The 22,613-nt window shown below is 41.0% G+C and carries 20 protein-coding genes and 1 pseudogene; 8 read left to right on the top strand and 13 right to left on the bottom strand.

Annotated elements, in window-relative coordinates; genetic code table 11:
• The 3 genes from AACW90_RS03420 to AACW90_RS03410 form a co-directional block, all read left to right on the top strand.
• A partial coding sequence (locus AACW90_RS03420; protein WP_390230773.1) for a transketolase-like TK C-terminal-containing protein occupies positions 1 to 1,073 on the top strand: 1,073 nt, incomplete at its 5' end.
• Between the two features lie 210 nt (positions 1,074 to 1,283).
• A complete protein-coding gene (locus tag AACW90_RS03415) occupies positions 1,284 to 2,027 on the top strand; it encodes a copper homeostasis protein CutC (RefSeq protein ID WP_390230770.1) in 744 nt (247 codons plus the stop codon).
• Complete coding sequence (locus AACW90_RS03410) at positions 2,020 to 3,060, top strand: LacI family DNA-binding transcriptional regulator (protein ID WP_390230767.1); 1,041 nt, start codon at positions 2,020 to 2,022, stop codon at positions 3,058 to 3,060. The genes AACW90_RS03415 and AACW90_RS03410 overlap by 8 nt, the downstream gene beginning before the upstream one ends.
• Positions 3,061 to 3,071: 11 nt before the next feature.
• On the opposite strand, the gene AACW90_RS03405 is transcribed toward AACW90_RS03410, so the two are convergent.
• The 5 genes from AACW90_RS03405 to AACW90_RS03385 are packed head-to-tail and all read right to left on the bottom strand — an operon-like array spanning position 3,072 to position 6,920.
• Positions 3,072 to 3,866 (bottom strand): transporter substrate-binding domain-containing protein, encoded by a 795-nt coding sequence (locus tag AACW90_RS03405; RefSeq protein ID WP_390230764.1) that lies wholly within the window; start codon positions 3,864 to 3,866, stop codon positions 3,072 to 3,074.
• Between the two features lie 14 nt (positions 3,867 to 3,880).
• Positions 3,881 to 4,795, bottom strand: coding sequence for a glycosylasparaginase (locus AACW90_RS03400; protein ID WP_275137687.1), 915 nt, complete (start codon positions 4,793 to 4,795; stop codon positions 3,881 to 3,883).
• The gene (locus AACW90_RS03395) at positions 4,795 to 5,529 is read right to left on the bottom strand and encodes an amino acid ABC transporter ATP-binding protein (RefSeq protein WP_390230760.1); all 735 of its coding nucleotides are present in this window, start codon (positions 5,527 to 5,529) and stop codon (positions 4,795 to 4,797) included. The genes AACW90_RS03400 and AACW90_RS03395 overlap by 1 nt, the downstream gene beginning before the upstream one ends.
• 9 nt (positions 5,530 to 5,538) lie before the next feature.
• Positions 5,539 to 6,210, bottom strand: coding sequence for an amino acid ABC transporter permease (locus AACW90_RS03390; protein ID WP_390230757.1), 672 nt, complete (start codon positions 6,208 to 6,210; stop codon positions 5,539 to 5,541).
• 2 nt (positions 6,211 to 6,212) lie between these two features.
• The gene (locus AACW90_RS03385; RefSeq protein WP_390230754.1) at positions 6,213 to 6,920 is read right to left on the bottom strand and encodes an amino acid ABC transporter permease; all 708 of its coding nucleotides are present in this window, start codon (positions 6,918 to 6,920) and stop codon (positions 6,213 to 6,215) included.
• A 353-nt stretch (positions 6,921 to 7,273) separates the two neighbouring features.
• Here AACW90_RS03385 and AACW90_RS03380 point away from each other — a divergent pair.
• A pseudogene (locus AACW90_RS03380) lies at positions 7,274 to 8,233 on the top strand (transposase).
• A 331-nt stretch (positions 8,234 to 8,564) separates the two neighbouring features.
• Here the strand turns inward: AACW90_RS03380 and AACW90_RS03375 are convergent.
• From AACW90_RS03375 to AACW90_RS03365, 3 genes are all read right to left on the bottom strand, one after another.
• Positions 8,565 to 9,257, bottom strand: coding sequence for an aspartate/glutamate racemase family protein (locus AACW90_RS03375; RefSeq protein WP_390230751.1), 693 nt, complete (start codon positions 9,255 to 9,257; stop codon positions 8,565 to 8,567).
• Between the two features lie 132 nt (positions 9,258 to 9,389).
• On the bottom strand, positions 9,390 to 11,168 hold the full coding sequence (locus AACW90_RS03370; protein WP_390230748.1) for a sodium:solute symporter family transporter: 1,779 nt from the start codon (positions 11,166 to 11,168) through the stop codon (positions 9,390 to 9,392).
• 527 nt (positions 11,169 to 11,695) lie between these two features.
• Positions 11,696 to 12,886: an iron-containing alcohol dehydrogenase gene (locus AACW90_RS03365; RefSeq protein ID WP_390230744.1), complete on the bottom strand. Its 1,191-nt coding sequence runs from the start codon at positions 12,884 to 12,886 to the stop codon at positions 11,696 to 11,698.
• Between the two features lie 651 nt (positions 12,887 to 13,537).
• Between AACW90_RS03365 and AACW90_RS03360 the strand changes: the two genes are divergently transcribed.
• A complete protein-coding gene (locus AACW90_RS03360; RefSeq protein WP_390230741.1) occupies positions 13,538 to 14,182 on the top strand; it encodes an HAD family hydrolase in 645 nt (214 codons plus the stop codon).
• 39 nt (positions 14,183 to 14,221) lie between these two features.
• On the opposite strand, the gene AACW90_RS03355 is transcribed toward AACW90_RS03360, so the two are convergent.
• The gene (locus AACW90_RS03355) at positions 14,222 to 14,875 is read right to left on the bottom strand and encodes an SH3 domain-containing protein (RefSeq protein ID WP_390230738.1); all 654 of its coding nucleotides are present in this window, start codon (positions 14,873 to 14,875) and stop codon (positions 14,222 to 14,224) included.
• Positions 14,876 to 15,239: 364 nt separating this feature from the next.
• Here AACW90_RS03355 and AACW90_RS03350 point away from each other — a divergent pair, with 364 nt between their 5' ends.
• On the top strand, positions 15,240 to 17,120 hold the full coding sequence (locus AACW90_RS03350) for a methyl-accepting chemotaxis protein (protein WP_390230736.1): 1,881 nt from the start codon (positions 15,240 to 15,242) through the stop codon (positions 17,118 to 17,120).
• An 824-nt stretch (positions 17,121 to 17,944) separates the two neighbouring features.
• On the opposite strand, the gene AACW90_RS03345 is transcribed toward AACW90_RS03350, so the two are convergent.
• Positions 17,945 to 18,664 carry a FadR/GntR family transcriptional regulator gene (locus AACW90_RS03345; protein ID WP_390230733.1) on the bottom strand — a complete coding sequence of 240 codons (720 nt, stop codon included), beginning with the start codon at positions 18,662 to 18,664 and terminating at the stop codon, positions 17,945 to 17,947.
• Positions 18,665 to 19,135: 471 nt separating this feature from the next.
• Here AACW90_RS03345 and AACW90_RS03340 point away from each other — a divergent pair, with 471 nt between their 5' ends.
• On the top strand, positions 19,136 to 19,852 hold the full coding sequence (locus AACW90_RS03340) for a FadR/GntR family transcriptional regulator (RefSeq protein ID WP_390230730.1): 717 nt from the start codon (positions 19,136 to 19,138) through the stop codon (positions 19,850 to 19,852).
• Between the two features lie 215 nt (positions 19,853 to 20,067).
• A complete protein-coding gene (locus AACW90_RS03335; protein ID WP_390230727.1) occupies positions 20,068 to 20,346 on the top strand; it encodes an EF-hand domain-containing protein in 279 nt (92 codons plus the stop codon).
• Between the two features lie 55 nt (positions 20,347 to 20,401).
• Here the strand turns inward: AACW90_RS03335 and AACW90_RS03330 are convergent, their stop codons facing one another.
• The 3 genes from AACW90_RS03330 to AACW90_RS03320 form a co-directional block, all read right to left on the bottom strand.
• Positions 20,402 to 20,830 (bottom strand): hypothetical protein, encoded by a 429-nt coding sequence (locus tag AACW90_RS03330; protein WP_390230724.1) that lies wholly within the window; start codon positions 20,828 to 20,830, stop codon positions 20,402 to 20,404.
• A gap of 250 nt (positions 20,831 to 21,080) precedes the next feature.
• Positions 21,081 to 21,956, bottom strand: a complete 876-nt coding sequence (locus tag AACW90_RS03325; protein ID WP_390230721.1) for an L-ribulose-5-phosphate 3-epimerase — start codon at positions 21,954 to 21,956, stop codon at positions 21,081 to 21,083.
• 12 nt (positions 21,957 to 21,968) lie between these two features.
• Positions 21,969 to 22,613 carry a 3-keto-L-gulonate-6-phosphate decarboxylase UlaD gene (locus tag AACW90_RS03320; RefSeq protein ID WP_195706249.1) on the bottom strand — a complete coding sequence of 215 codons (645 nt, stop codon included), beginning with the start codon at positions 22,611 to 22,613 and terminating at the stop codon, positions 21,969 to 21,971.

The raw sequence follows: 22,613 nt of genomic DNA, 5'->3' as shown, positions 1-22,613 counted from the left end.
AGAAATTTGCAGCTTATGAAGCAGCATATCCAGAGCTTGCAGCAGAATTCAAACGCCGCGTAAACGGTGAGCTACCAGCAGAATGGGAAGCAAAAACGTCTCAAATCATCGCAGACCTTCAAGCTAATCCAGCGAACATCGCTTCACGTAAAGCGTCTCAAAATGCATTAGAAGCGTTTGGTGAAATGCTACCTGAATTTATGGGGGGCTCAGCTGACCTTGCGCCTTCAAACCTCACCATGTGGTCTGGCTCTAAGTCAATCACACCGGAAGATGCATCAGGTAACTACATCCATTACGGTGTGCGTGAATTTGGTATGACGGCTATCATGAATGGCTTAGCCCTTCACGGTGGTTTTGTTCCTTACGGTGCGACCTTCCTGATGTTTATGGAATACGCACGTAATGCCTTACGCATGGCTGCGCTGATGAAAGTGCAGAATATCCAGGTTTATACGCATGACTCTATTGGTTTGGGTGAAGATGGCCCAACGCACCAACCGGTTGAGCAGGTTTCTTCTCTACGTTTGACACCAAACATGAGCACATGGCGCCCATGTGACCAAGTTGAATCCGCCGTAGCTTGGAAATTCGCTATTGAGCGTAAAGATGGCCCAACATCGCTTATCTTCTCTCGCCAAAACCTAGCACAGCAAGAGCGCGACGCGTCTCAGGTTGCTGACATTGCTAAGGGTGGCTACATACTGAAGGATTGCGATGGTAAGCCAGAGCTTATTCTTATTGCTACTGGCTCAGAGATTGAGCTTGTCGTTGCAGCAGCCGCGCAACTGACAACAGAAGGCAAAAAAGTACGCGTAGTTTCTATGCCTGCAACGGATGTGTTTGATAAGCAAGACGCCGCTTATCGTGAAGCTGTTCTTCCTGCTGACGTAAGAGCACGTGTTGCTGTTGAAGCAGGTATTGCTGATTTCTGGTACAAGTACGTTGGTTTTGACGGTCGTATTATCGGAATGACCACTTTTGGTGAGTCTGCTCCAGCGGGTGAACTCTTCAAGATGTTCGGCTTTACAGTCGAGAACGTGGTTAAAGCCGCGAATGAAGTGCTCGCGTAACCGTACGCATCATCGCCAAATCAGTCATTCTGTTATGAATGACTGAACAAAAAAACCGAGCTTTTTGCTCGGTTTTTTTAATTTCAACCTTATCGCTATCTATTGAATTTCTAACAGTAATCGATCAACTAAGAGAGTGTATATCAACTCATTATCTTACGTTAAAGATGGTATAATTGTCGCATCGTACATCTGTCAGAAGTATATATAGTGAAAAATACCGTAGTTGAAGTCTGCGTTGACAATATTGAATCATTACACACGGCCATTGACGCGGGTGCAAAACGAATAGAGTTATGTAGCGCGTTGTCTGTCGGTGGTATTACACCAAGTTGGGCGTTTTCACATTATGCCGTGAAGAATAGCACTGTCCCGATCTACGCCATGATTCGTCAACGAGCGGGAGACTTTCTATTCTCCTCAAACGAAATTGACATGATGACAGATGAAATACAGATGATGCGAGATCTGGGCGTCGCCGGTATTGTTATTGGGGCACTCAATGCCAATGCCACTATCAACGTCAGCGCTTGCCGACAATGGATCAATCACGCTGGCGATTTGGGTGTAACCTTCCACCGGGCCTTTGACATTGTACAAGATTGGCAATACTCACTCGAACAAGTCATCGACCTTGGATGCGAACGAATCTTAACCTCGGGCCAACAATCAACCGCCGATAAAGGCATCAATGAAATAAAACAATTCGTCGAACAAGCAAACCAACGTCTTTCCATTATGCCCGGTTGTGGTGTGAACCAGCATAACGCCTTGCCATTGATTGAAACGACAGGGGCAACAGAGATTCACTTATCCGGCAAAACTCAGCGTCAGTCCGCAATGATTAACCTCAATTCCCAAGTAAGTATGGGAGCCGAAACAAGTGGTGACCAACTTATCGACGTGACTTCTTTTGACAAAGTACATGCTGTAGTGAATCTACTCAATGGATAAGAAGACTCGAACGCCAACACTCGCCGATGTGGCCGCCCTAGCCGGCGTTTCAAAAGCGGTAGCATCACGAGCCTTATCTGGAAAAAACAGACCCATTTCAGCAGACAAAAAGACACGCGTTTTGCAAGCAGCTGAAACCTTGGGGTATGTCGCTAACCCTTTTGCGCAAAGTCTGGCCAATAACGAAACTGGGCTTGTTGCCATTGTGGTCAATCATATCTCAGATGTCAGTGACCTAACCTTGTTTGACTCTCTAATTCAGAGCATTCAGGCCATAGGTAAACGTGCACTCTTCGTTCGGTTAAAATCACTAGATGACATAAAAGCGTTACAAAAAAACTCGTTCGTTCAATACGTTGACGCCGCCTTGATTTTCTCTGATCTTATCGAACCAACGCTTGCTGAATCCCTGTTTTTTACAAACAATATCATCATGCTTAACGGAAAGAGCCAACAAGATGGCTACTCAGTAAAAGTCAATGAAGAACCGGGGATATTAAGTGCGGTTCACTACGCACAGTCGATAGGTGTTACTCGCGCTATTTTAATTGCGGGTCGACAATCCTCCGTCACCGAAAAGCAGCGTGTTTCTCATTACCTACAACAATTTAACGCCAACGGAATTGAACTCATCAGTTCCACTTTTTGTAACTATTCGTACGATGATGCGTTAAATTATCTGCAAGCATCTGATATTTCTGACTCCTCTTATCTCGGTGTATTTTGTACATCAGATTCCATGGCAATGGCGGCTGTTGATTATTTTAATCTGAAGGCTTTACCTCATAATTATTGCATATTTGGGTTCGATAATACTGAATTTTCGCGTCGAGGAAACTATCAGTTTTCGACCATCGGTTACAATAAACATGATTTTGTACAGGCCATTATTTCGATTGTTGATCACGTTCAGTCCTCTCAAGGAATCAACATTAACCAGAAAGAAACAGACAATAAAAAATGGCTTCCTTTGAAAGAAAGCCATTGGGTCATTGAGACTCAGTTCTATCTAAATAATCTAGATAGCCAGTAATGGATTAAGGGTTACCATATTGGCTTCAATATTGGAGGGTTAGCATCTGCACCCCACCATTTTTTGTATGATGTCTCATAGTCACCAGAACTAATATATTCAGATACAAACATATCCATCCAGCGTAAAAACTCTTGATCACCCTTTCTGATACCCACACCAATCGGATCATTTGAAAGTAAGCCAGGAAGTGTCTCTAAACGGTCCGTTTGCGTCGCCAAATAATCTATCAGAGAACTGTCTTCAATACCGGCATCAACTCGGCCTTGGCGCAGTAACAAAATGCCATCTGGTGCGAAGTTATCGGTATAAACCAATGTCGCCTCAGGTACTTCACGTTTTAAGAACGTTTCGCCCGTTGAACCACGACCAACGACCACTTTTTTGCCTTTTAAATCCGCTAGAGAATTAATTGCCATCTCTTTTTGATGAATAATTCGTAAGCCAGCTCGCGCATAAGGAATAGAAAAATTAACTGATTTTGCACGTTCGAGCGTCGCGGACATGTTACCAATAACGGCATCAAGCTGGTCGGAAAATAACATAGAAACACGCGCATCACCGTGCACGTCGGTAAAACGAGCTTCCACGCCTAGCTTCTCTGCCAAACGATACGCAAGATCAACATCATAACCAACGGGTTCATTTTTCTGATTGCGAAAACCGATAGGCTCACCGCCTAGAGAAACACCAATTCGAATGTAGCCTTGTTCGCGGATATCATCCAGTTTACCCGCGATAGCTGTCGATGAGCTCAACGCGATAACACCAGACAACATTGTCGTTAATATAGATCTAAATTTCATAGCTTCGTCCCTTATTAATATTTTTCCGCAATGCACTCTTGCGGTTTGTCCATACCGGTTTTATATACCCAGTATATAATATCGCCCTCGCAGCCAACATTGACCACTCGGTGATTGTCCTTGTTATCAATGGCATGGATAACCACACCACCTAAAAATCCACCTTTTAACCTGACAAGCTCTTCAATGGCCAATTCTACTGCCTGTTGCAGCGAATAACCGAGTCGCATCGCCATGACAATTGAATAGGATGTGTTTGCACGAATAGTCATCTCTCCGGTATGAGTACAGGCCGCGGCACCATAACGGCTATCGGCATAAAAGCCAGCTCCCACAATCGGGGAGTCCCCCAATCGACCTGGGTATTTCCACGCCCAACCAGAAGTACTCGTTGCAGAATAAATACTGTCTTGATTATCCTTCGTAAGAAATACCGTGGTGTCCCGTACTTTTTCTGGATCCGTGATCATGGTATTTAAAGGAGCAAGATCACACTGTGATAGATCTGGATTCTCTTCTCCCATTATTTCTTGAAGCTTTTTCCACCATACTTGTTTGGAATCTTCGAGAAGTGGGTTAGAACAACTAAAACCCATCTCATTAGCAAAACGGGTCGCACCTTCGCCGACCAAAATTTCGTGATTAAGCTCTTCCATCACTTTTCTTGCGACACGGGTGATATGGAAATGATCTTTAACCGCACCCACCGCACCAGTTCGCAATGAGTCACCATCCATCACCGCACCATCAAATTCCATATCACCAAGAAGATTCGGCCATCCGCCATAACCAACGCTACGAATACTCGGTTCCGCCTCTACTTTCTCTATGCCATGGATAATGGCGTCCAAACCGTTATCGCCGTTATCTAACATCCTTGCTGTATCGTCAATGCCAGGCCAAGCTTCTGAATTCGAGAGAACAATCATTATTTACTATCCATTTTTTCTAAAAATCTAGCGATACGCGGGTCTTTCTTTCCACCTTCTTCTGAAAAGAAATCATTTTTCTCCAAATCAACTCGAACCTTCCCTTCGTCTAAAAAGACAATTCTATTGGAGATTTTCTTTGCAAATGCGATTTCATGCGTGACGAAAATTAGGGTTGTGCCCGTTCTGGCGAGCTCCGCCAACACATCTAACACCTCAGAGGTCATCTCAGGGTCAAGCGCACTCGTGACTTCATCTAATAAAAGATATTCTGGCTCCATCGCCAGAGCGCGACAGATACCGATGCGTTGCTTTTGGCCACCAGACAACTGGGCCGGATAAGCATTCATTTTATCTGCGAGATCCACTGTGTTTAATAGCGCCATCGCTTTGCTCGTCGCTTCTTCTTTTGTGCGCCCCAAAACCTCTATCGGCGCAAGGGTGATATTGTCTAAGATAGTCAGATGAGGGTATAAATTGAAATGCTGAAAAATCGTAGACACATTTTTCCGTATCTCCGCCAATTCTGCTTTCTTGCTCACCTCTAGGCCATCCACCGTGATGCTACCAGCCTGAATTTTTTCTAACCCATTGATACAACGGATCAACGTGGACTTACCGGAGCCACTCGCGCCAAGAATGGAGATGACATCTCCTTTATTGATGGTCAGTGACACACCTTTCAAGATATGAAGTTCACCAAAGCGTTTTTCTACATTGTTAATTTTAATCATGATAAGCCTTTAAATATTTTCCCAATGCTGATGTTGCTTCAGCTTATTTTCAACACGCTTGCCTGCTTTTGCTAACAGCCATGACAACACAAAGTAAGTCGCACCAATAATTGGCCAAACCGCAAAAGGCTGCCATGTACGTTGGTTCAATATTTGACCCACTTTGGTAATATCCATCACCCCGATGACCGAAACCAATGAAGTAACTTGTAGTTGGTTAACCGCTAAGCCAATCAAAGGTGCAATGGCGACCAGCAGAGCTTGAGGAGTAATAATTTTGGTTAAAATTTTCAGCTCAGAGAGCCCAAAACTTTGCGCCGATTCAATTTGACCTTTATCGATAGAAGAAATGGCCGAGACAACAATGACGGAAACAAACGCGGCGGTATTCCCCGTTAACGTGATCATTGCGGCCTCCGTCGCTGTTAAGTTCACCCCTAAGAAAATAGGTAGACCAAAATAAATCAAAAAAAGTTGAACCAAAACGGGCGAATTTTTAAGGAACTCACCAACAAATGTCGATGTCGCACCAAGGACAGGAAGACGATAATGACGAGTCAGAGCCAATACAATTCCGAAAACAGACCCAAATAGACTCGAAACAACAAACACATATAGCGATATGGAAATACCACTGAGCAGCACAATCAAGTCATAAGGAACAAATTCGTGATTCGACATATCTATTCTCCGACCGTAAATTGTTGATTGAGCTTCTTATGAATACCCGAAATGATGAGTGATAACGCATAGGTCAGCACGCAATAGAAGAGCAACAAAAAGAAATAAACTTCAAACGGTCTGAAGGTTTCCGCAGCAATTATTTTTGCGGTACCGGTCAATTCATTCAGCGTCACTGTCGACAAAATCGACGTGGTTAATATTAAATTGATGAAAACAGAACCGATTGGTCGGATAGAAGTTCTTAAAGCGATAGGCAATATAATCTTGCTGTATATCTTTTTCTTTGCGATTCCAAACGACTGAGCTGCTTCAATGATACCCATATCCACTTGCTGAACACTCGCCCTAAGAATATCGGCACAATACGCTCCAACCGCTATCGATAACGCAAGAATACCCGTGGTATAAGGGTCGATGAATATCCCTAATTCTGGTAACCCATAGAAAATAAAGAAGACTTGTACAATAAAAGGAATATTTCGAAAACATTCGATATACCCATAACCAAACTTACTCAACGCTTTGTTTTGACTGACACACGCAAACATAATACTTAGGCCAACAATGAAGCTGCCCACAATAGAAACCACACTCACCAAGGCGGTAATAGCGAACCCATCAATAAAAACATCGATATATTTAACGATAATACTGATATCAAACATGTGGTATCCATCCTCAATTGAAATCGGTTTCACTATACTCATAAAAACCCCATATCAGCAATAATTTATTTCTCCTTACGTCGTCGCTGTAGCATTAATTGTGCAAAATACACCCTATTTTTTCATTTTATATGCCATAAAAAGAGCAAAACACAACGAAATCATCACTTATAAAAATGAAGTAAATGGGTAAGCGAAATAAGTTTTTTTAACGAGGACATACACCTAGTTTTTTTAGTTTTTTTAACGAAGTTTTTTTAACGAGGACATGCACCTTATGAAACAGACTTTCAATTTTCACTAAATCTTCTAATGCCTCGTAAAACAATGTATTACATGAGAGCCATAACGAATTTTCCGATATATTGGGCTAAATACCTGACATGGACGCCGCTATGACCACTGCCAGAAGCCAGCAAGTTTGTATAAAAGCCACACCTTATTACCACTGCGTGTCTCGGTGTGTTCGCCGCTCATTTCTGTGTGGGTATGATGAGCTTTCGAATAAAAGCTATGAACATAGAAGGGGATGGATAGAAACTCGTATCAAAGCACTTAGTGCTATCTATTGTATAGATATTTGTGCCTACGCAGTAATGAGCAACCACTATCATTTGGTCGTTCATATTAATAAGAGTAAGCTCGACTTGCTGACCGATTTGGAAGTCGTTGAGCGCTGGTCTTTACTACACACAAAACCCGTCATTGTTCAACGATTTTTGGCCAATCAGCTAAGGAGTAAAGCTGAACTCAAGGTTGCTCTCAATATTATCGAACAATGGCGTGAGCGTTTGTATAGCCTGAGTTGGTTTATGCGTGAATTGAATTTTGAGATAGCGTTAAAGGCCAATAAAGAAGACAACTGCAAAGGGCATTTTTGGGAAAGTCGATACAAAAGCCAAGCTCTACTGGACGAAAACGCACTGCTTGCGGCTATGGCGTATACCGACCTTAACCCTGTTCGTGCTGGAATAGCCAAAACGCCAGAATCCTCCGAATAGACTTCCATCAAAGACCGTATAAATGCACTCGATAACCAACAAACAACCGCACCTAATTTGTTCCCTTTTATTGGAAACCCAACCAAAGAAATACACTCTGGCATACCGTTCAGATTGATGGATTACTTAGAGTTGGTGGACTGGTCAGGAAAAGCCCTGAGGGACAGTAAGGCAAGCATAAATAACCAATCACCATCTATCCTAGAAAGGCTTAATCTGACCCAGAAAGAATGGCTGACAGTCTGTACTCAGTTGGAAAGAAAACGCGCTCTGTTAGTCAGCTGTAAAAAGAGTATTCAATCTGCTTTACCTCAATTGCAACGAAGTCGGATACGAGGGTATCAACTAGACTAACTTGAATTGCCATTTCTTCACCACAACCAACGTTGAAAGTACGTTTACCTCATATTTACAGCTCTACTATTTCTGCAATAGCTAAAACTCGACTAATACTAGAGTTACGCGGACACATTATTTAAAACCAACATCAAAACTATTTAGTTTCACGACATTTTGGGGTCGAGTAAATCTGCTTGTTTTGTTTTTCTTAAAGTGTATGTCCCTTAAGCTTTACTCTTAAGTTTTTCCATAAGCTTCTAAGGTGTATGTCCCTTAAGCTTTGCTTAAGCTTTGTCATAAAACGTCTATGTCGTTCGCTTAGGGATGCATAAGCTCTAAGCTTCAATTATGCCAAGGCAAATCGCACCGCTGCTCGAGCATGGATCTCAGTGGTATCATATAGAGGCACATTAGTATCCACTTGTTTCACTAGCAATGCAATTTCCGTACAACCGAGAATAACAGCTTGAGCACCCTGCGCTTGCAGGTCATCAATAATTGTCAGGTAAGCCTCTCTAGACTGATCTTTAATTTGCCCTAGGCATAGCTCATTATAAATCACCTCATGAACCGTATTGGCCTGATCTGGCTTTGGAATATCGACGCCAATAGAATAGGAATCTATTAGGCGAGATTTATAGAAATCCTGCTCCATTGTGAACTTAGTCCCTAACAGCCCTACTTGACTAACACCGTCATCGACAAGTTGTTGGGCGGTTGCATCCGCAATATGTAATAGTGGAATGGAGACTGCCGATTGAACTTTATCGACGACTTTATGCATAGTGTTGGTGCAGATCAAGAAAAAGTCCGCACCTGCGGCTTGTAGCGATTGCGCCGCCGCTGACAGTATATCTGCCGTTTTATCCCATTCCCCTTGATGCTGAAGTGTTTCTATTTCAGCGAAATCGACGCTGTACAACACTAACTTTGCAGAGTGAAGTCCCCCGAGCTGCTCTTTCACGCCGCGATTGATAGCGGAGTAATAGCTTGCCGTTGACTCCCAACTCATACCACCTATCAAGCCTATTGTTTTCATTACCATTCCCACGTTTAATTTCAACTAAGAAAGACTAGCGTAAAGTTATCCAAAAATGAATTTAGTTTAGCGTCAGAAACAAAAAAACGAGTCACAATGACTCGTTTTTTTTAAGCGCTCAGAACTACTACCCTACCCTTGTGATGCAAGTTGACCCTTTTTCTCCACGCTGTCATCGACCGCTTTCACGAGAAGTAAGCCTACACCCATAACAATCGACCCACAAAGAACGAAGATGAAACGCCCCCATAACGGGTTGGGTAATACGAACATACACATGACGCCAACACCCGCTATCGCGATGAGTGTACCAAGCATACGACGCTGTTTATTATCTAGCGCTTTCTGCGCATCTGATTCTGACACTAATGGCGTCGCCAAATTGTCAAAGAACTTATCTACATCCTTCTGACGTTCTTCAGATAGCGGTTTGTAGAACAGAGTCGACATTACAAAGAACCCACCCGTAAAGACAACGTGGGATAGTAAGCCAAGGGCTACTTTAATATCTGACCACTCTCTACTTGTTAACTCATTGAGGCCAAACCAGCCTTCTACCATATCTGCAGTCACAACAAAACCGACTGCATATGAGACTATACCACCTACAATGAGCGTGCCCCAGCCTGCCCAATCTGGTGTTTTCTTAATAAAGAAACCACAAAATGCAGGAATAGTCATTGGGAATCCAATTAACGCACCTACGTACATCATCGTATCAAAAAGACTTAACCCTTTGAGTGAATTGATGAACAGCGCTACCAAGATAATGGCGATACCGAAAAATGTAGATGTGAGTTTAGATACAAAGACTAGTTCTTTCTCCGTTGAATTAGGACGAAGTATTGGTTCGTAAAAATTCTTAACAAAGATACCTGAATTACGGTTAAGCCCAGAATCCATTGAAGACATCGTAGCCGCAAACATCGCCGCGATAAGCAACCCAACCATACCTGCTGGCATATATTCTTCAACAAAATATAGATAAGCGAAGTCTGCTGCCTTACTACCTTGTTCAGGATAAATCGCGGCTAAATCAACCCCCTGACCCGCGATAAACCAGCTAGGCATAAACCAAATCATTGGGCCAAGAGTCATCAATACGCACGCTAGCAATGCCGCTTTTTTGGCATTTTTTGAATCTTTCGCAGCAAGATAGCGGTAAGAGTTCAACATATTATTTGTAATACTGAATTGCTTTAGGAATATAAATACTGCCCAAATACCAAATATGCCAACATAGTTTAGGTTATTACCTGAAACAAACGATGCGCCTTCATCAATCGGGAAATTACTAACGATTTCGCCAACACCACCACCCTGAACAATCGCAACAACCGCACACGTTACGGTCACCGACATGATGATAACCATCTGCATAAAATCTGACGCGATAACAGCCCAAGAGCCACCTGTCACCGACATCACCAGAACTACCGCACCGGTTGCAATAATAGTTGTTTCCATATCAAAGCCAAAAATACCAGAAGCAATGATTGCAAGGGCGTTTAACCAGACACCAGCGGATACAACACTGTTTGGCATACTAGACCAAGTAAACACTTGCTCATTCACTTTACCAAAGCGCATCCGAATGGCTTCAATGACGGTGACAACTCGCAACTGTCGAAACTTTGGAGCAAAGTATAGATAATTCATCAAATAACCAAATGCATTGGCTAAAAAGATAACCGCTACCGCAAAGCCATCGTTATAGGCTTTACCAGCTGCACCAGTGAATGTCCACGCGCTAAACTGGGTCATAAATGCAGTGGCACCAACCATCCACCACAGCATGTTACCGCCACCACGAAAATAGTCGCTCGTTGTGCTAGTAAACGTACGGAACATCCATCCTATCGCGATTAAAAATAGAAAGTAGATGCCCACAATTAGAATATTCAGATCCATTCGCTAAGCCTTCATAAAAATAATTTCAGATGACAATATATCTTCTTATTTGGCCTTATTGTAGTACAATAGGCTAAATGCGTGATATAGATCAGCTAATTTATATGATAAATAATCATACAAATAAACTAGGCATGGTCATTAGAAAAACCAGTCAATCATACGCAATATAATTGTATAACATACTATTTTATAAGATAAAATACTGTATACTCGAACTCTACATCATTCATAATGATCAGAGTTCCATCCACATTCTACGCACAAATCGTACATTAACAGATGAAAAATTTCGTCATTACATCGTACATAAATACAATATAAATTATCCATATTTCACAAAATATGGAACCTTTGTATTCCGATATTGAAAACGAGTCGTTCCTGTTCAAATTTGTAAAAAAATACCCATATCGCCTGTAAACAATATGGGTGTAAAGAGGACGGACCGGTCCTCAGAGGGAGGCTAACAACGAGTGTGGTGTTAGCATCGATAATCGCTAATGTGTATAGCTTTATTAATATTGTTAGTAGGCGAGTTTATAAACCTCGATAATCTCTTCTTTGGTAATTGGCTTAACACCTGCTATCGTTTTGGTTCCAGGTAATGCGAACATCCGAACAACATCGTCAGCCATTTTTTCAAAACTATCAGCAGGAATATTATCGTCAGAAAGCGTAATCAACATACCCGTACGCGCCAACCACTCTCTTACTTTCACGGCAAGCAACTTAGCGGCAACGTTATCATCTGTTTCAACAACACCAAAACAACGACGAGCTAACTGTGCCCAACGCTCTGGACGTACACCCGCAAAAAACTCAAGGTAAGGAGGCACAATTACCGCCATGCCTCTTGCGTGACGCATATCAAAATGCGCAGAAAGTGGCATTTCAATTGAGTGCATTGGGATCGACCCTAAACGCCCTAAAGCTTGTAACCCAGACCAACCAAAAATTGAACACAACGCAAGTTCACCACGAACGTTCAGATCATTAGGGTCCTCAATTACTTTGTCGAAATTATCCATTAAGTTAAGGATCATAGCTTCCGTTTGTCTGTCAGCAAAGCCCGAGTCAGCATCACTTGAAAGGTAGTGTTCAATTAGGTGGGAAAAGATATCCACACAGCTTTCATTGGTAATAAAATCTGGCAATGAAGTGTATAATTCAGGGTCAATAATAGCCACTTTAGGGATGCGGTATTCCGAACGACTGAAACTCTTTTCTTTCGTTTCCCAATTACTTAACACGCCGCCAGCATTACACTCAGAACCAGACGCAGCCACGGTTGGAATGGAAATGATTGGGAATGCGCCTGTATATTCACGAGCAACGCGGTCGCCAAGAACAACGTAATCCCAGCAAGAGCCACCAGAATAAGAAGTAGCCGCAATATATTTAGACCCATCAATAACAGAACCACCACCTAATGCGATAACTAAATCACATTGTTGTTCGATAAATAATTCAATCGCTTTATCAATAGTTTGAACACGAGGGTTCGGTTCTATCTCTGTAAAAATAACCACTTCAATGCCACAATCGGCCAACGATGAAACAACCTTATTGATAACAGGAGCAAACGTTTCATTAGCTTCATATGTTGCTAAAAATACTTTTTTTGCGCCTAGTGAAACCGCTACATTCCCTACTTCGCTAATTTTTCCAGGCCCATAGGTTAACTTAGTTTGAAAATTCCACGCAAAATCTTGCATTACCTCTGTACTCCTAAAGATTATTGTCACCAAACACCTTAAAAAACCTTGTCGTATCAATAATGTCTTAAGGTGTCTTATAGATACTGCGAGAAGGAACGGCTTTCTGTTCTTTCTACGTTGTCACTCATGTCATTAACCAAATCAGCAACGACATAAGTAAGCATTAAAATCATAATGTACTACAAATAAAAAATATGGGACCTATATCAAAAATTCACTAAATGTATTACAAAATACAAAATATTCAGACTCAGAATCATAACTAATAAACTATATAAATTCATTCTTGTTTCATAAATACCTATAAAATACAAATAGTTAAGTATATTATTATTTACCCTGCACTAAATGTTCAATTATGATAAAGCCTTAATCACCGAAGATTTCATGATTTACATCAGTTCTATTTGTAGTATTAATCATCAAAAAGGAGAATTAAATTAATGATGATTAGACTTTTGCCGCCTACAAAGTAAGATCGACAAAGTAACTGTCAATAAGTAAGGATACTCCTTTTAAGAGTGCGTAGATCTCTTGAACGGATTGTGGCATTAATATCAACGTTAACTAATTAATGTCATCAATGACGTTGATGAACGACTATAGGTAGTCAGATTTTATTTAGCTTGATAAGTAAGGTAAATCGCAATGAATATAAAAGCTGTTCTTTTTGATATGGACGGGCTTATTTTTGACACTGAGTGTTTATACAAAACGAGTTGGCAAGAGGCCGCTAAAGACCAAGGGTTAGAAATTAGCGATGAGTTCTATGAACATTTTATTGGTGTACAAGATCCAGAATGTGAAGAATTATTGACCCATAAATTCTCGCATTCTCTTGATCTAACTAGATATCGACATATTCGAGATCAACACATTCACAAAGCAAAAAAACAAGGTATACGTTATAAAACTGGTTTCCATACCCTGTTTAAAATGTTGCAAGGAAAAGGCATTATGTGTGCACTCGTCACCTCTTCACATAGACCCGAAGTGTATGATAATTTCGCTCATTCTAATTATCTAAATCTATTTTCGACCATCGTTACCGCAGAAGATGTAGGGAAAGGTAAACCTAATCCTGAATGTTACCTACTCGCTTGCAAGATACTAAACATTGAACCAATGTATGCATTGATATTAGAAGACTCAAATAATGGCATGAAAGCAGGTATAGATGCAGGGTGCAAGACGGTGATGATCCCAGACTTACTTCCTCCTCGAAACGACATCGAGGCAGAGGCCGACCATGTTTTATCTTCATTAGAGGATGTCATTTATCTTCTATCATAGTTAAAATATTACATTGTTCGATTTCAAGTTACCTGAGTATCAAGGTTGAAATATTTCACCCGTTTCAACAATTACATACACTTTATTCTCTCTTTTTGTACCACTACAATAAACAAAGTAGACAGGTTCAATATCAAACGTTCGCGACAGAACCCAGCCGTCCATCAACTCAAAGTCTTCGTACCGGCATGTTCCGTCTTCGATAAGTTTACGTGTTGCGATAACAAACTGATCTTGATAGGTCATAAAATCATCCGATTTATTCACTAGCTTCAGCATGTTTTTTCTAACCTCTCTTTCGGTAATAATGGGTTTGTTGTGAGAAATAAAATCCATATGGACCCAATCCGCAACATCATTACCACTCTGATGGATTTCATATTCAGAAATCCGTACCCAATCGTCTTTTATCTCGAGAGCTTTCAGTGATTTACCTTTACGCAATACCGATCGAATAGACGCGCTTTTTCTGGGGTATGACCTAACGTTAAGCTTATTGGTATCAACAAAATAGTCCATATTCACTTTTACAACCGTTTTGGCCTCCATTTCTGGTTCTTCTACCTCCGCAGCAACCTCATCAGGTACAACCAACCCAGAGTCATCGTTCATCATGAAAAAATAGTAATACGCTCCCCCTCCTGCCCCTGCTAAAAGTAGAAGTACTACAATAATTATCACAATTTTCTTCATAAATTACGCCTATTTATACCCACACTTGAGCTTTCGTTTATAGCAGATAATTGTTCATTCAAATCTCGAGTCCGTCTATTTATTTCGGCCACATCTCAAATTACTTTAGTCGGCTAAGATTAGCAAATTAGGCTACCTAGCTTGCTATGTTGTTTAGTATTCAACGTTTTTTCTTTGTATTTTCATTTATTAGCCGTTTGGCCTACTTCTAATAAAACTATCATTAACATGAGCTAGGCTATAAAGTCTCTTAACTAATTTCGACCAAGTTCAATTAGAATGACTACAATTAAGCTTGATTATCGCCACAACATGCAACCCACTAAATCACATATATTTTCTATGATTGAGTACGGACATACTTATGAGTGCAAAAATAAAATTACTTAGCTTTATTGGTATCTTGTTCACCTTCGCCATTCTTTTAGTCACTGCGGTGAGCTTTTTCAATTTCAAATCTACATCTGTTAGCGGCTATACCCATTCACTTGAAAGACAATCTTTTTTGATAAGCAACGCTCTTGACGAAAAAATGCAACGCTATTTTGACAGTCTCAATTTGATGAGTGCTGGTTTGAGTATCGATGACCAAGGCAATATTGAAGTTGAAAGCGTAACAAAAACACTCAAAACCATCGAAAAAGACCTAGGCGTTCTTGCCTCCTATGTTGGTCTTAAAAGCGGTATCACCTACCTACCGAAAGGGGAGATACCTAACTTTAATGCAAAATCATTAGGTAGGGAGTGGTATAAAAGAATATTCGCGGGTGAAAGGAATATAATAACCACGCCTTATACTAGTAGCACTGGAAACTTGGTTATGGCGCTGGCTGTTCCAGTGATAAGAAGCGACAAAGTCGTCGCGACTCTCTCTGTCAATCTTCCCGTCGATGGCATCACTCAATTTATAGAGCATTTATCACACGATAATCAACTTTTTGTGAGTCGAACTGATGGTTTTATACTCGCGGCAAAGTACCCCGATTATATTGGTAAAAACCTATTCGAAATGCGCCCATCATATAAGAAATACCAAGACAAAACCGGAAGCAGCCATTCTTATCAATTTGAAGGTCAAGATTATTTTGTCGTTAACGCTGTTGCGCAATCTCTGGGTTGGAGTGTATGGGCATGGGATACCAGCGGCAATATCAATGCCGCGTCCAACGACAACCTAGTACAAAGCGCCTCGATTGCGATAATTCTTGTGCTTATTTCGTTGGTCGTAGTATATCTACTCATCACAAAATTGATTTATGTTCCAATTGGCGGGGAACCAAAAGAGATCGAGGATTTGGTCCATAAGGTCGCCAATGGTGATCTATCTTTGCAGCATGCTACTACAGGCAACGAATCCGGTGTTTATGCTGCAACCTTGTATATGACCAGTAATTTGAGATCTATTATCCAAAATATTAACCATGCGGCGGAAGAACTTAACACCTCATCTGTTCAAATGTCCTCTTCCGCTAAAGAAGTAAACCTGAGCTCTGAACAGCAAATGATGCAGTTAGAACAAGCATCAACCGCGATGAACCAAATGACAGTCACCGTAGATGAAGTGGCAAGAAACGCATTACAAGCCTCTAGTGCTGCGCAAGAAGCTAACGATTACTCCGACCGAGGAATATCCGTTGTCACTGAGATGAATCAGAATATTAACAAACTCGTTCAAGGAATAGAAAAGGTCGTTGTTGTCACCAACAAACTTGAACAGGAAACGCAGAGTATTGGCCACATTTTGGAAGTAATCAGTAGTATATCAGAGCAGACCAACTTACTTGCACTGAATGCGGCTATCGAGGCAGCTCGGGCAGGTGAACACGGTAGAGGTTTTGCCGTCGTTGCTGACGAGGTTCGAAATCTCGCCAATAGAACCAAAGAAAGCACCAGTGAAATACAAGAAATGATCACTAAACTTCAGGTAGAGGCTAAACAGTCTGTTGAACTAATGGAAGTGAATGTTCATGATGCTCGATCTACATCTGAGAAATCAGATAGCGCTAATGATGCGCTTCAAGCTATCCGCGATTCTGTATCGATTATTTTGGATATGAACAATCAAATAGCCACCGCTGCAGAAGAACAAACTCACGTTGCAGCAGAGATTAACGTTAACGTAGTAGAAATCAATGATATAGCAAAAAGCACCTTTGACCGTTCCAAGAATAATACACGTATGGCCATGCAACTTACGGATATTGCGTCTTCTCTCAATCAATCCGTCGATAGCTTTAAGCTCTAGTTGTTAAGTTTTTATTCTTTAACTCTCTTTAGCAACCAGCTGCCATCATATGTAAACATCCCGCTTGCAGAGCTGGTGGGATATTTACTTTTCGATTAAGAGCACCCCTACCGCCCGCTTAAGCAAAAAAAAACCATAAACTCACGATCCTTCCAGCATCATCTTATGTCTAATTTATTGGTTTTGACTTATTCGGTACAACCTGCCAAAACAACTTTTTTGGTTTCGATAGATTCGCTTTAGTTGAGCCAGCAACAATTCAGCCGTTGCAACAGAATCTATTAACGCCCCATGAGCGTTGTACTCAGGTAAACCGTACCTGTGCCTCGTAGCACACCGTTCTTTAGCCTTTGCTCAACTGAACCAGTCCTGATGATATAAAGATACCTGTTCTCTTTATCTTCCTATCTATCACCTCTCCTATTCCAAGATAAGTAATCTGGATTGTAATGAGAGTTCTCTAACAATTGTGATAGAAAGTTTATCAAAGGGGTCAGTTTGAGCAATAAACTGAACGATGTGAGGTAATAAGGTTTCTGGCATATTAAGTTATCGAACTACGATACTGTTTAATATTATTATATACTCAGATATTCAATTGATCACTAGTGTTACTTTCATGATATCGAGATAATTTATGTACAAAGGATTCGTCACTCACATGAAATACGCAGCCATATCCATTATCATACCCAACATCAATAATATTAAGTTGAATACAAATTGGGCAACACGACGTGTTAAATAGAGTAATAGCTTAATAACATGGAATTTATTCAAAAAAAACCAGTGCTTAAAGCACTGGTTTTTAATAATTGGTTATACTAACTTGTTGCAGGTAAACGGTGCTTATCCGATTGCAAATGTTCTGAAGACACTTTTTTCGCTTTTTCAGCATTTCCAGCCATTATTGCTTCATATATTTCACGATGTTCGCGCAGGCAAACATCCCCTTCTTTTGAAGAGTGTGCAAAGAAGTTGATAAACATCGACTGTAAAATGTTCCCAAATGGCAGATAAAAATTGTTTCCTGTCGAATTGAAGATTAGATTATGAAACCTCATATCTATTTCTATCCAAGCTTGCTGATCAAATTCAGTCGCATTTGCTATCTCACACATCGCTTGAAATGTTTCAGACAATTCTATTCGTTGATCCGCACTTGCGTGTAAAGCAGCTAACGCGCATGCTTCAGGTTCTATTGCCTTACGTAATCCAAGGAATTGCTGACAAAACACGTCAGTATCAATCAATCCGTCCATCCACTCAATTAATTGTGGATCTAAAAAGTTCCAGTGAGCCCGAGTCTTAACCTTGGTACCAATCTTAGGCCGAGATTCTAACAGACCTTTTGAAGTAAGTAATTTAACCGCTTCTCGCAATGCCGTTCTGCTGATACCAAATTCTTCACAAAGAACCATTTCACCGGGTATAACCGAACCTTCAGCCAAATCTCCTGATAAGATTCCACGAGCAATTTCTCTAGCAACTTGAACGTGTAGACTACGTTTTGAACCCGAGATTGAATTAAATGTACTGGCCATGAGACTCTTCGTAATAAGTGATTATGTATTATTTAAGGAAATGTAACATTTTTTACCTTGCTTACCAATGGATAACTGATTAAACGTGATGACCAGCATGTTATTAATCGCAAGCTTTTGTGATATTAACATCCCTATAACTATGTACATCAATATTTTCCATGAAGGTTTGTAATAGCATGTTCATGATCTAATTATTGATAATAATGTTAACTTAACCCTTGCTGCAATTCCTTTATATTGTATGATTATATAACAAATAAATTACTATAATTACCCGTTGTATCACAAACCAAGTACTTGATATCCATGGCAGGCAAATCACACCCTGATTACTTAATCATGGTTAATATCACGCGGAACTAACCTAACACGTGATTAATTTCTCTCATGACCATCGGTACATATAAAATACGACACCATAGCAATTGGAACGGCAAGCGTCATTCGCTCACCCGTTAGGAGTTAACAATGGTCACTTTTACACTCGTAGCTGAATCTAGCAAAAAAATCCATGTGCAAGTCGCAAAGCAAATCGCCAGAAAAATATTGTCCAGCGAACTTGAGCAAGGAACAAAGCTACCAAGCGAACTCGAGTTATGCGAACTTTTCGGGATCAGTCGTACAGCGTTACGTGAGTCGATGAAACTGCTTACCGCCAAGGGGTTAATTACCTCTAGACCGAAGGTTGGAACAAAAGTGCTAACAAAAGAAAACTGGCACTTTCTAGACCCTCAATTATTGGAGTGGATACAAGATATAAAGGGTACGGAGATTTTTTTGCACCAATTTCTTGGACTCCGAAAAGCGATAGAACCTGAAGCTTGTGCCCTCGCATCTATGAATGCGACGATTGAACAAAGAAAAGAGATCTCAGTTTTATTCCAAAATATGAACAAAGCGGCGTTAGAAGATGACGAACTGTCCTGGATTGAAAACGACTTGCAGTTTCATTGTGAGATATTTCAGTCTACAGGCAATAACTTTTTCATTCCTTTTGGTAATATCCTCTCTACTATTTTTAGGCGTTTCATCGACCGTTCAGCTGAAGGCGGTCATTATTGTTTGGATGAACACAGAGCAATATACGAAGCGATCATGGCTGGAAACTCAACACAAGCCAGACTCGCTTCTGTTGCTTTATTGCAAGACCATAATCAACGGCTGGCCGCAGTCTCTGACTGTTAGCTAGTCCGCTTCTTCACCTTTCTATGCCTGTCTCCTATTTCTCTCCATATTTGCTCCTTTATTAGGATTTATATTCGTAGGCAGTAGAGAGCATTGCGACTCTACTTAAATAGACACTCATTTGCGTTTTTCCGCCTAGAGGCACCCTTTCCCTTACATTAAGGAACTCTAGGCGTTTTTTTAACATTTCAATGTATAAGATTAGTGAGTCATATATGAATAAAGTTGTTCCAATCAAAACCGCAATAATGGCCCTAGCGGGTTGCATAATTGGCCTAACCACTCTTTTCTCTTACGCCAATACAGACATGCCACAAAGGCAGATGCCACCAACTTTTGAAGAGATGGATGCAAATGGCGACAATTTGTTGAGCCTAGATGAAGTTAAAGGACCGCTGGCAGATGATTTTGATAAATTTGATAAGAATAGTGATGGCTATCTTGCACAAGATGAGCTTCCGCCGCCACCAGGAAAAGGTCAAAAACCTCAATAAAAGATACGTTTTTTGAGTAGCTTTAACGCTGCTCATTCACGCCCAATTTAACCAATTAATGTGGTTTAGTTTGAATGAACTTCATATAGGCATTGGGTTTTCCATTGACATATTCGGCTGCCGAGTGTGTATTGCTATCCGCATTGCCTATAACACGGTACTCAATGAAGTCTGCGCCATCTTGAAATACAACAAATAAAAAACCCTCCACTATTTTCCAAGATCCTTTTCGTTGCTGGGAACCAAACATATCTTGTTCATAAGCTTTTCCGTTAGGCCTAAGTATCACTTCCGTCGATTCACCATCACTCGTAATTTTCACCCAGGGTTGTAAATGAACCTCAAAATTCAGGATTTTTCTGCGCTTTTTGCACCACGATTCTAACTCCTCTTTCTGTCTTTCCGACAGATGAGGCAGATTATCAAGCGACAGAAGCTTGTACTGATTTTCAACCCAAAAAAGTTGTATGTGAAGAAGTGTCATTTTAGTGCTCAAAAATAACCACAAAATTGTGATTTATATCTAAATATTTTAATCTACTTTGATACAAACCGGTAAGTATGTCAATTAAGCACCGTTGATTGACAACAGGGAACCGTTCAAAACGTATTGGATTTATTGATCAATGGGAAGGTATTGCGTGTAACTGTTTAGGAATCGAATTGAGACAAGTTATTAAAAAACTTTTGCAGCAGAAAGCAAACGCCTATAACTTAATATAGGCGTTTTTTAGTTAGAACAGAGTTGGTAAACCAGCCGCTTCACACGCTTGATTTAGTCTTACTTGGGCCGTTTTAATATTCTCTTCCCATTTCTCATCTTGTGCCCACATCTCAATGACAAGGGGAACGACAATGTTAGACTTTTTAATGGTTTTGAATATGGCGTCAAAATCAACTTCACCCTCACCAATAACAAGGTCACGGAACTGTCCTTTATATCCTTCTTTCACTTTGTAGGTGTCCTTCAAGTGAATCTGAGTGATATTTGGAGCACTTAACGCAAGCTCTGTACAGGTATCATAGTTCCAACCATTAATATTGCCGACATCCGGGTAAGCGGTAAAAAATGGCGAGCAAACCGCTCGATTAAGGACTTCAAACTTACTTAACGAGTTAAGGTATTCGGTGTCCATTATCTCAACAGAGAGCATCACGCCTGCTTTTTCAGCCAACTTAGAACAATAACGCATGCCTTCTATAAAGCGTTTATGTGTCTCTTCATTAGCAGGCTCATAATAAACATCATACCCAGCAAGCTGAATGTTACGCACACCTAACTTATAGGCCAGCGTTATCGCTTTTTGCATATGGAGCGCAGCTTGGTCCCTAACTTCAGATTGAGCGGAACCAAAAGGAAACTTTCGATGAGCGCTTAAACACATTGATTGAAGCGGTATACCATATTGTTCGCACAGATGACGAAGCCCATAGATCTCTTCATCACTCCAATCCAATCGACTGCGGCGCTCATCCGATTCATCTATTGATATCTCAAGAAAATCGAATCCCAACTCTTTGGCTTTCTTGAGCCTACTCTCCCAAGAAAAATCGTTTGGAAGCGCTTTTTCATAAAGCCCAATACGGTGACGTTCTAAGTTATTAAACATACCCTTCCTTACTTACCAGTAACGGTTAATCTGCTTACGCAATGCTTCTGCGGTCTCTCTTCCTTTATCTCCTGCAAGCGCACGGCCGGCAATGAAAGTTTTCGCTTTAATACCTTCAAAAAGATGCAGTTCTTCCGGTACAATGCCGCCCGTAATAGATAGCTCAATACCTAAATCCGATAATGCACGCATTTTGTCTAGGTCAGCATCCGTCCAACCAACTCCAGCGAGTTCTGCGTCACGAGAGCGATGGTAAATAGCTTGCTTAATGCCTAGGTCAACCCACGCCTGTGCATTTTCCATGGTCCAATTACCGTAAATTTCGATTTGAATTTCACCGTTGAACTCATCCGCCACTTTTTTACACGCTGCAATTGTTGCAATATGCGCCGCTGCAGACACTGTTATCCAATCAGCTCCAGCTTCAAAAGCCATACGCGCAAGAATGGCACCGCCATCCGTCGTTTTCATATCACAGACTAAGATATGGTCGGGATGATTCTTTCTCAGCGTTGCAACAGCGGTCATGCCTTCCGCAAAGGCCAGAATAGTTCCTACCTCTATAACATCAACAAAGCTTTCAACGTTATTGGCAACAGCGATGGCACTCGTTAGGTCAGTTTGATCTAGTGCGATTTGAATCATTGGTTTAGTCAT

The sequence above is a fragment of the Vibrio frigidus genome (genome assembly GCF_042465995.1).
Classification (GTDB): domain Bacteria; phylum Pseudomonadota; class Gammaproteobacteria; order Enterobacterales; family Vibrionaceae; genus Vibrio.
The sequence above is the reverse complement of the archived record's forward strand: the minus strand, read 5'-3'. Positions and strand labels throughout refer to the sequence as shown.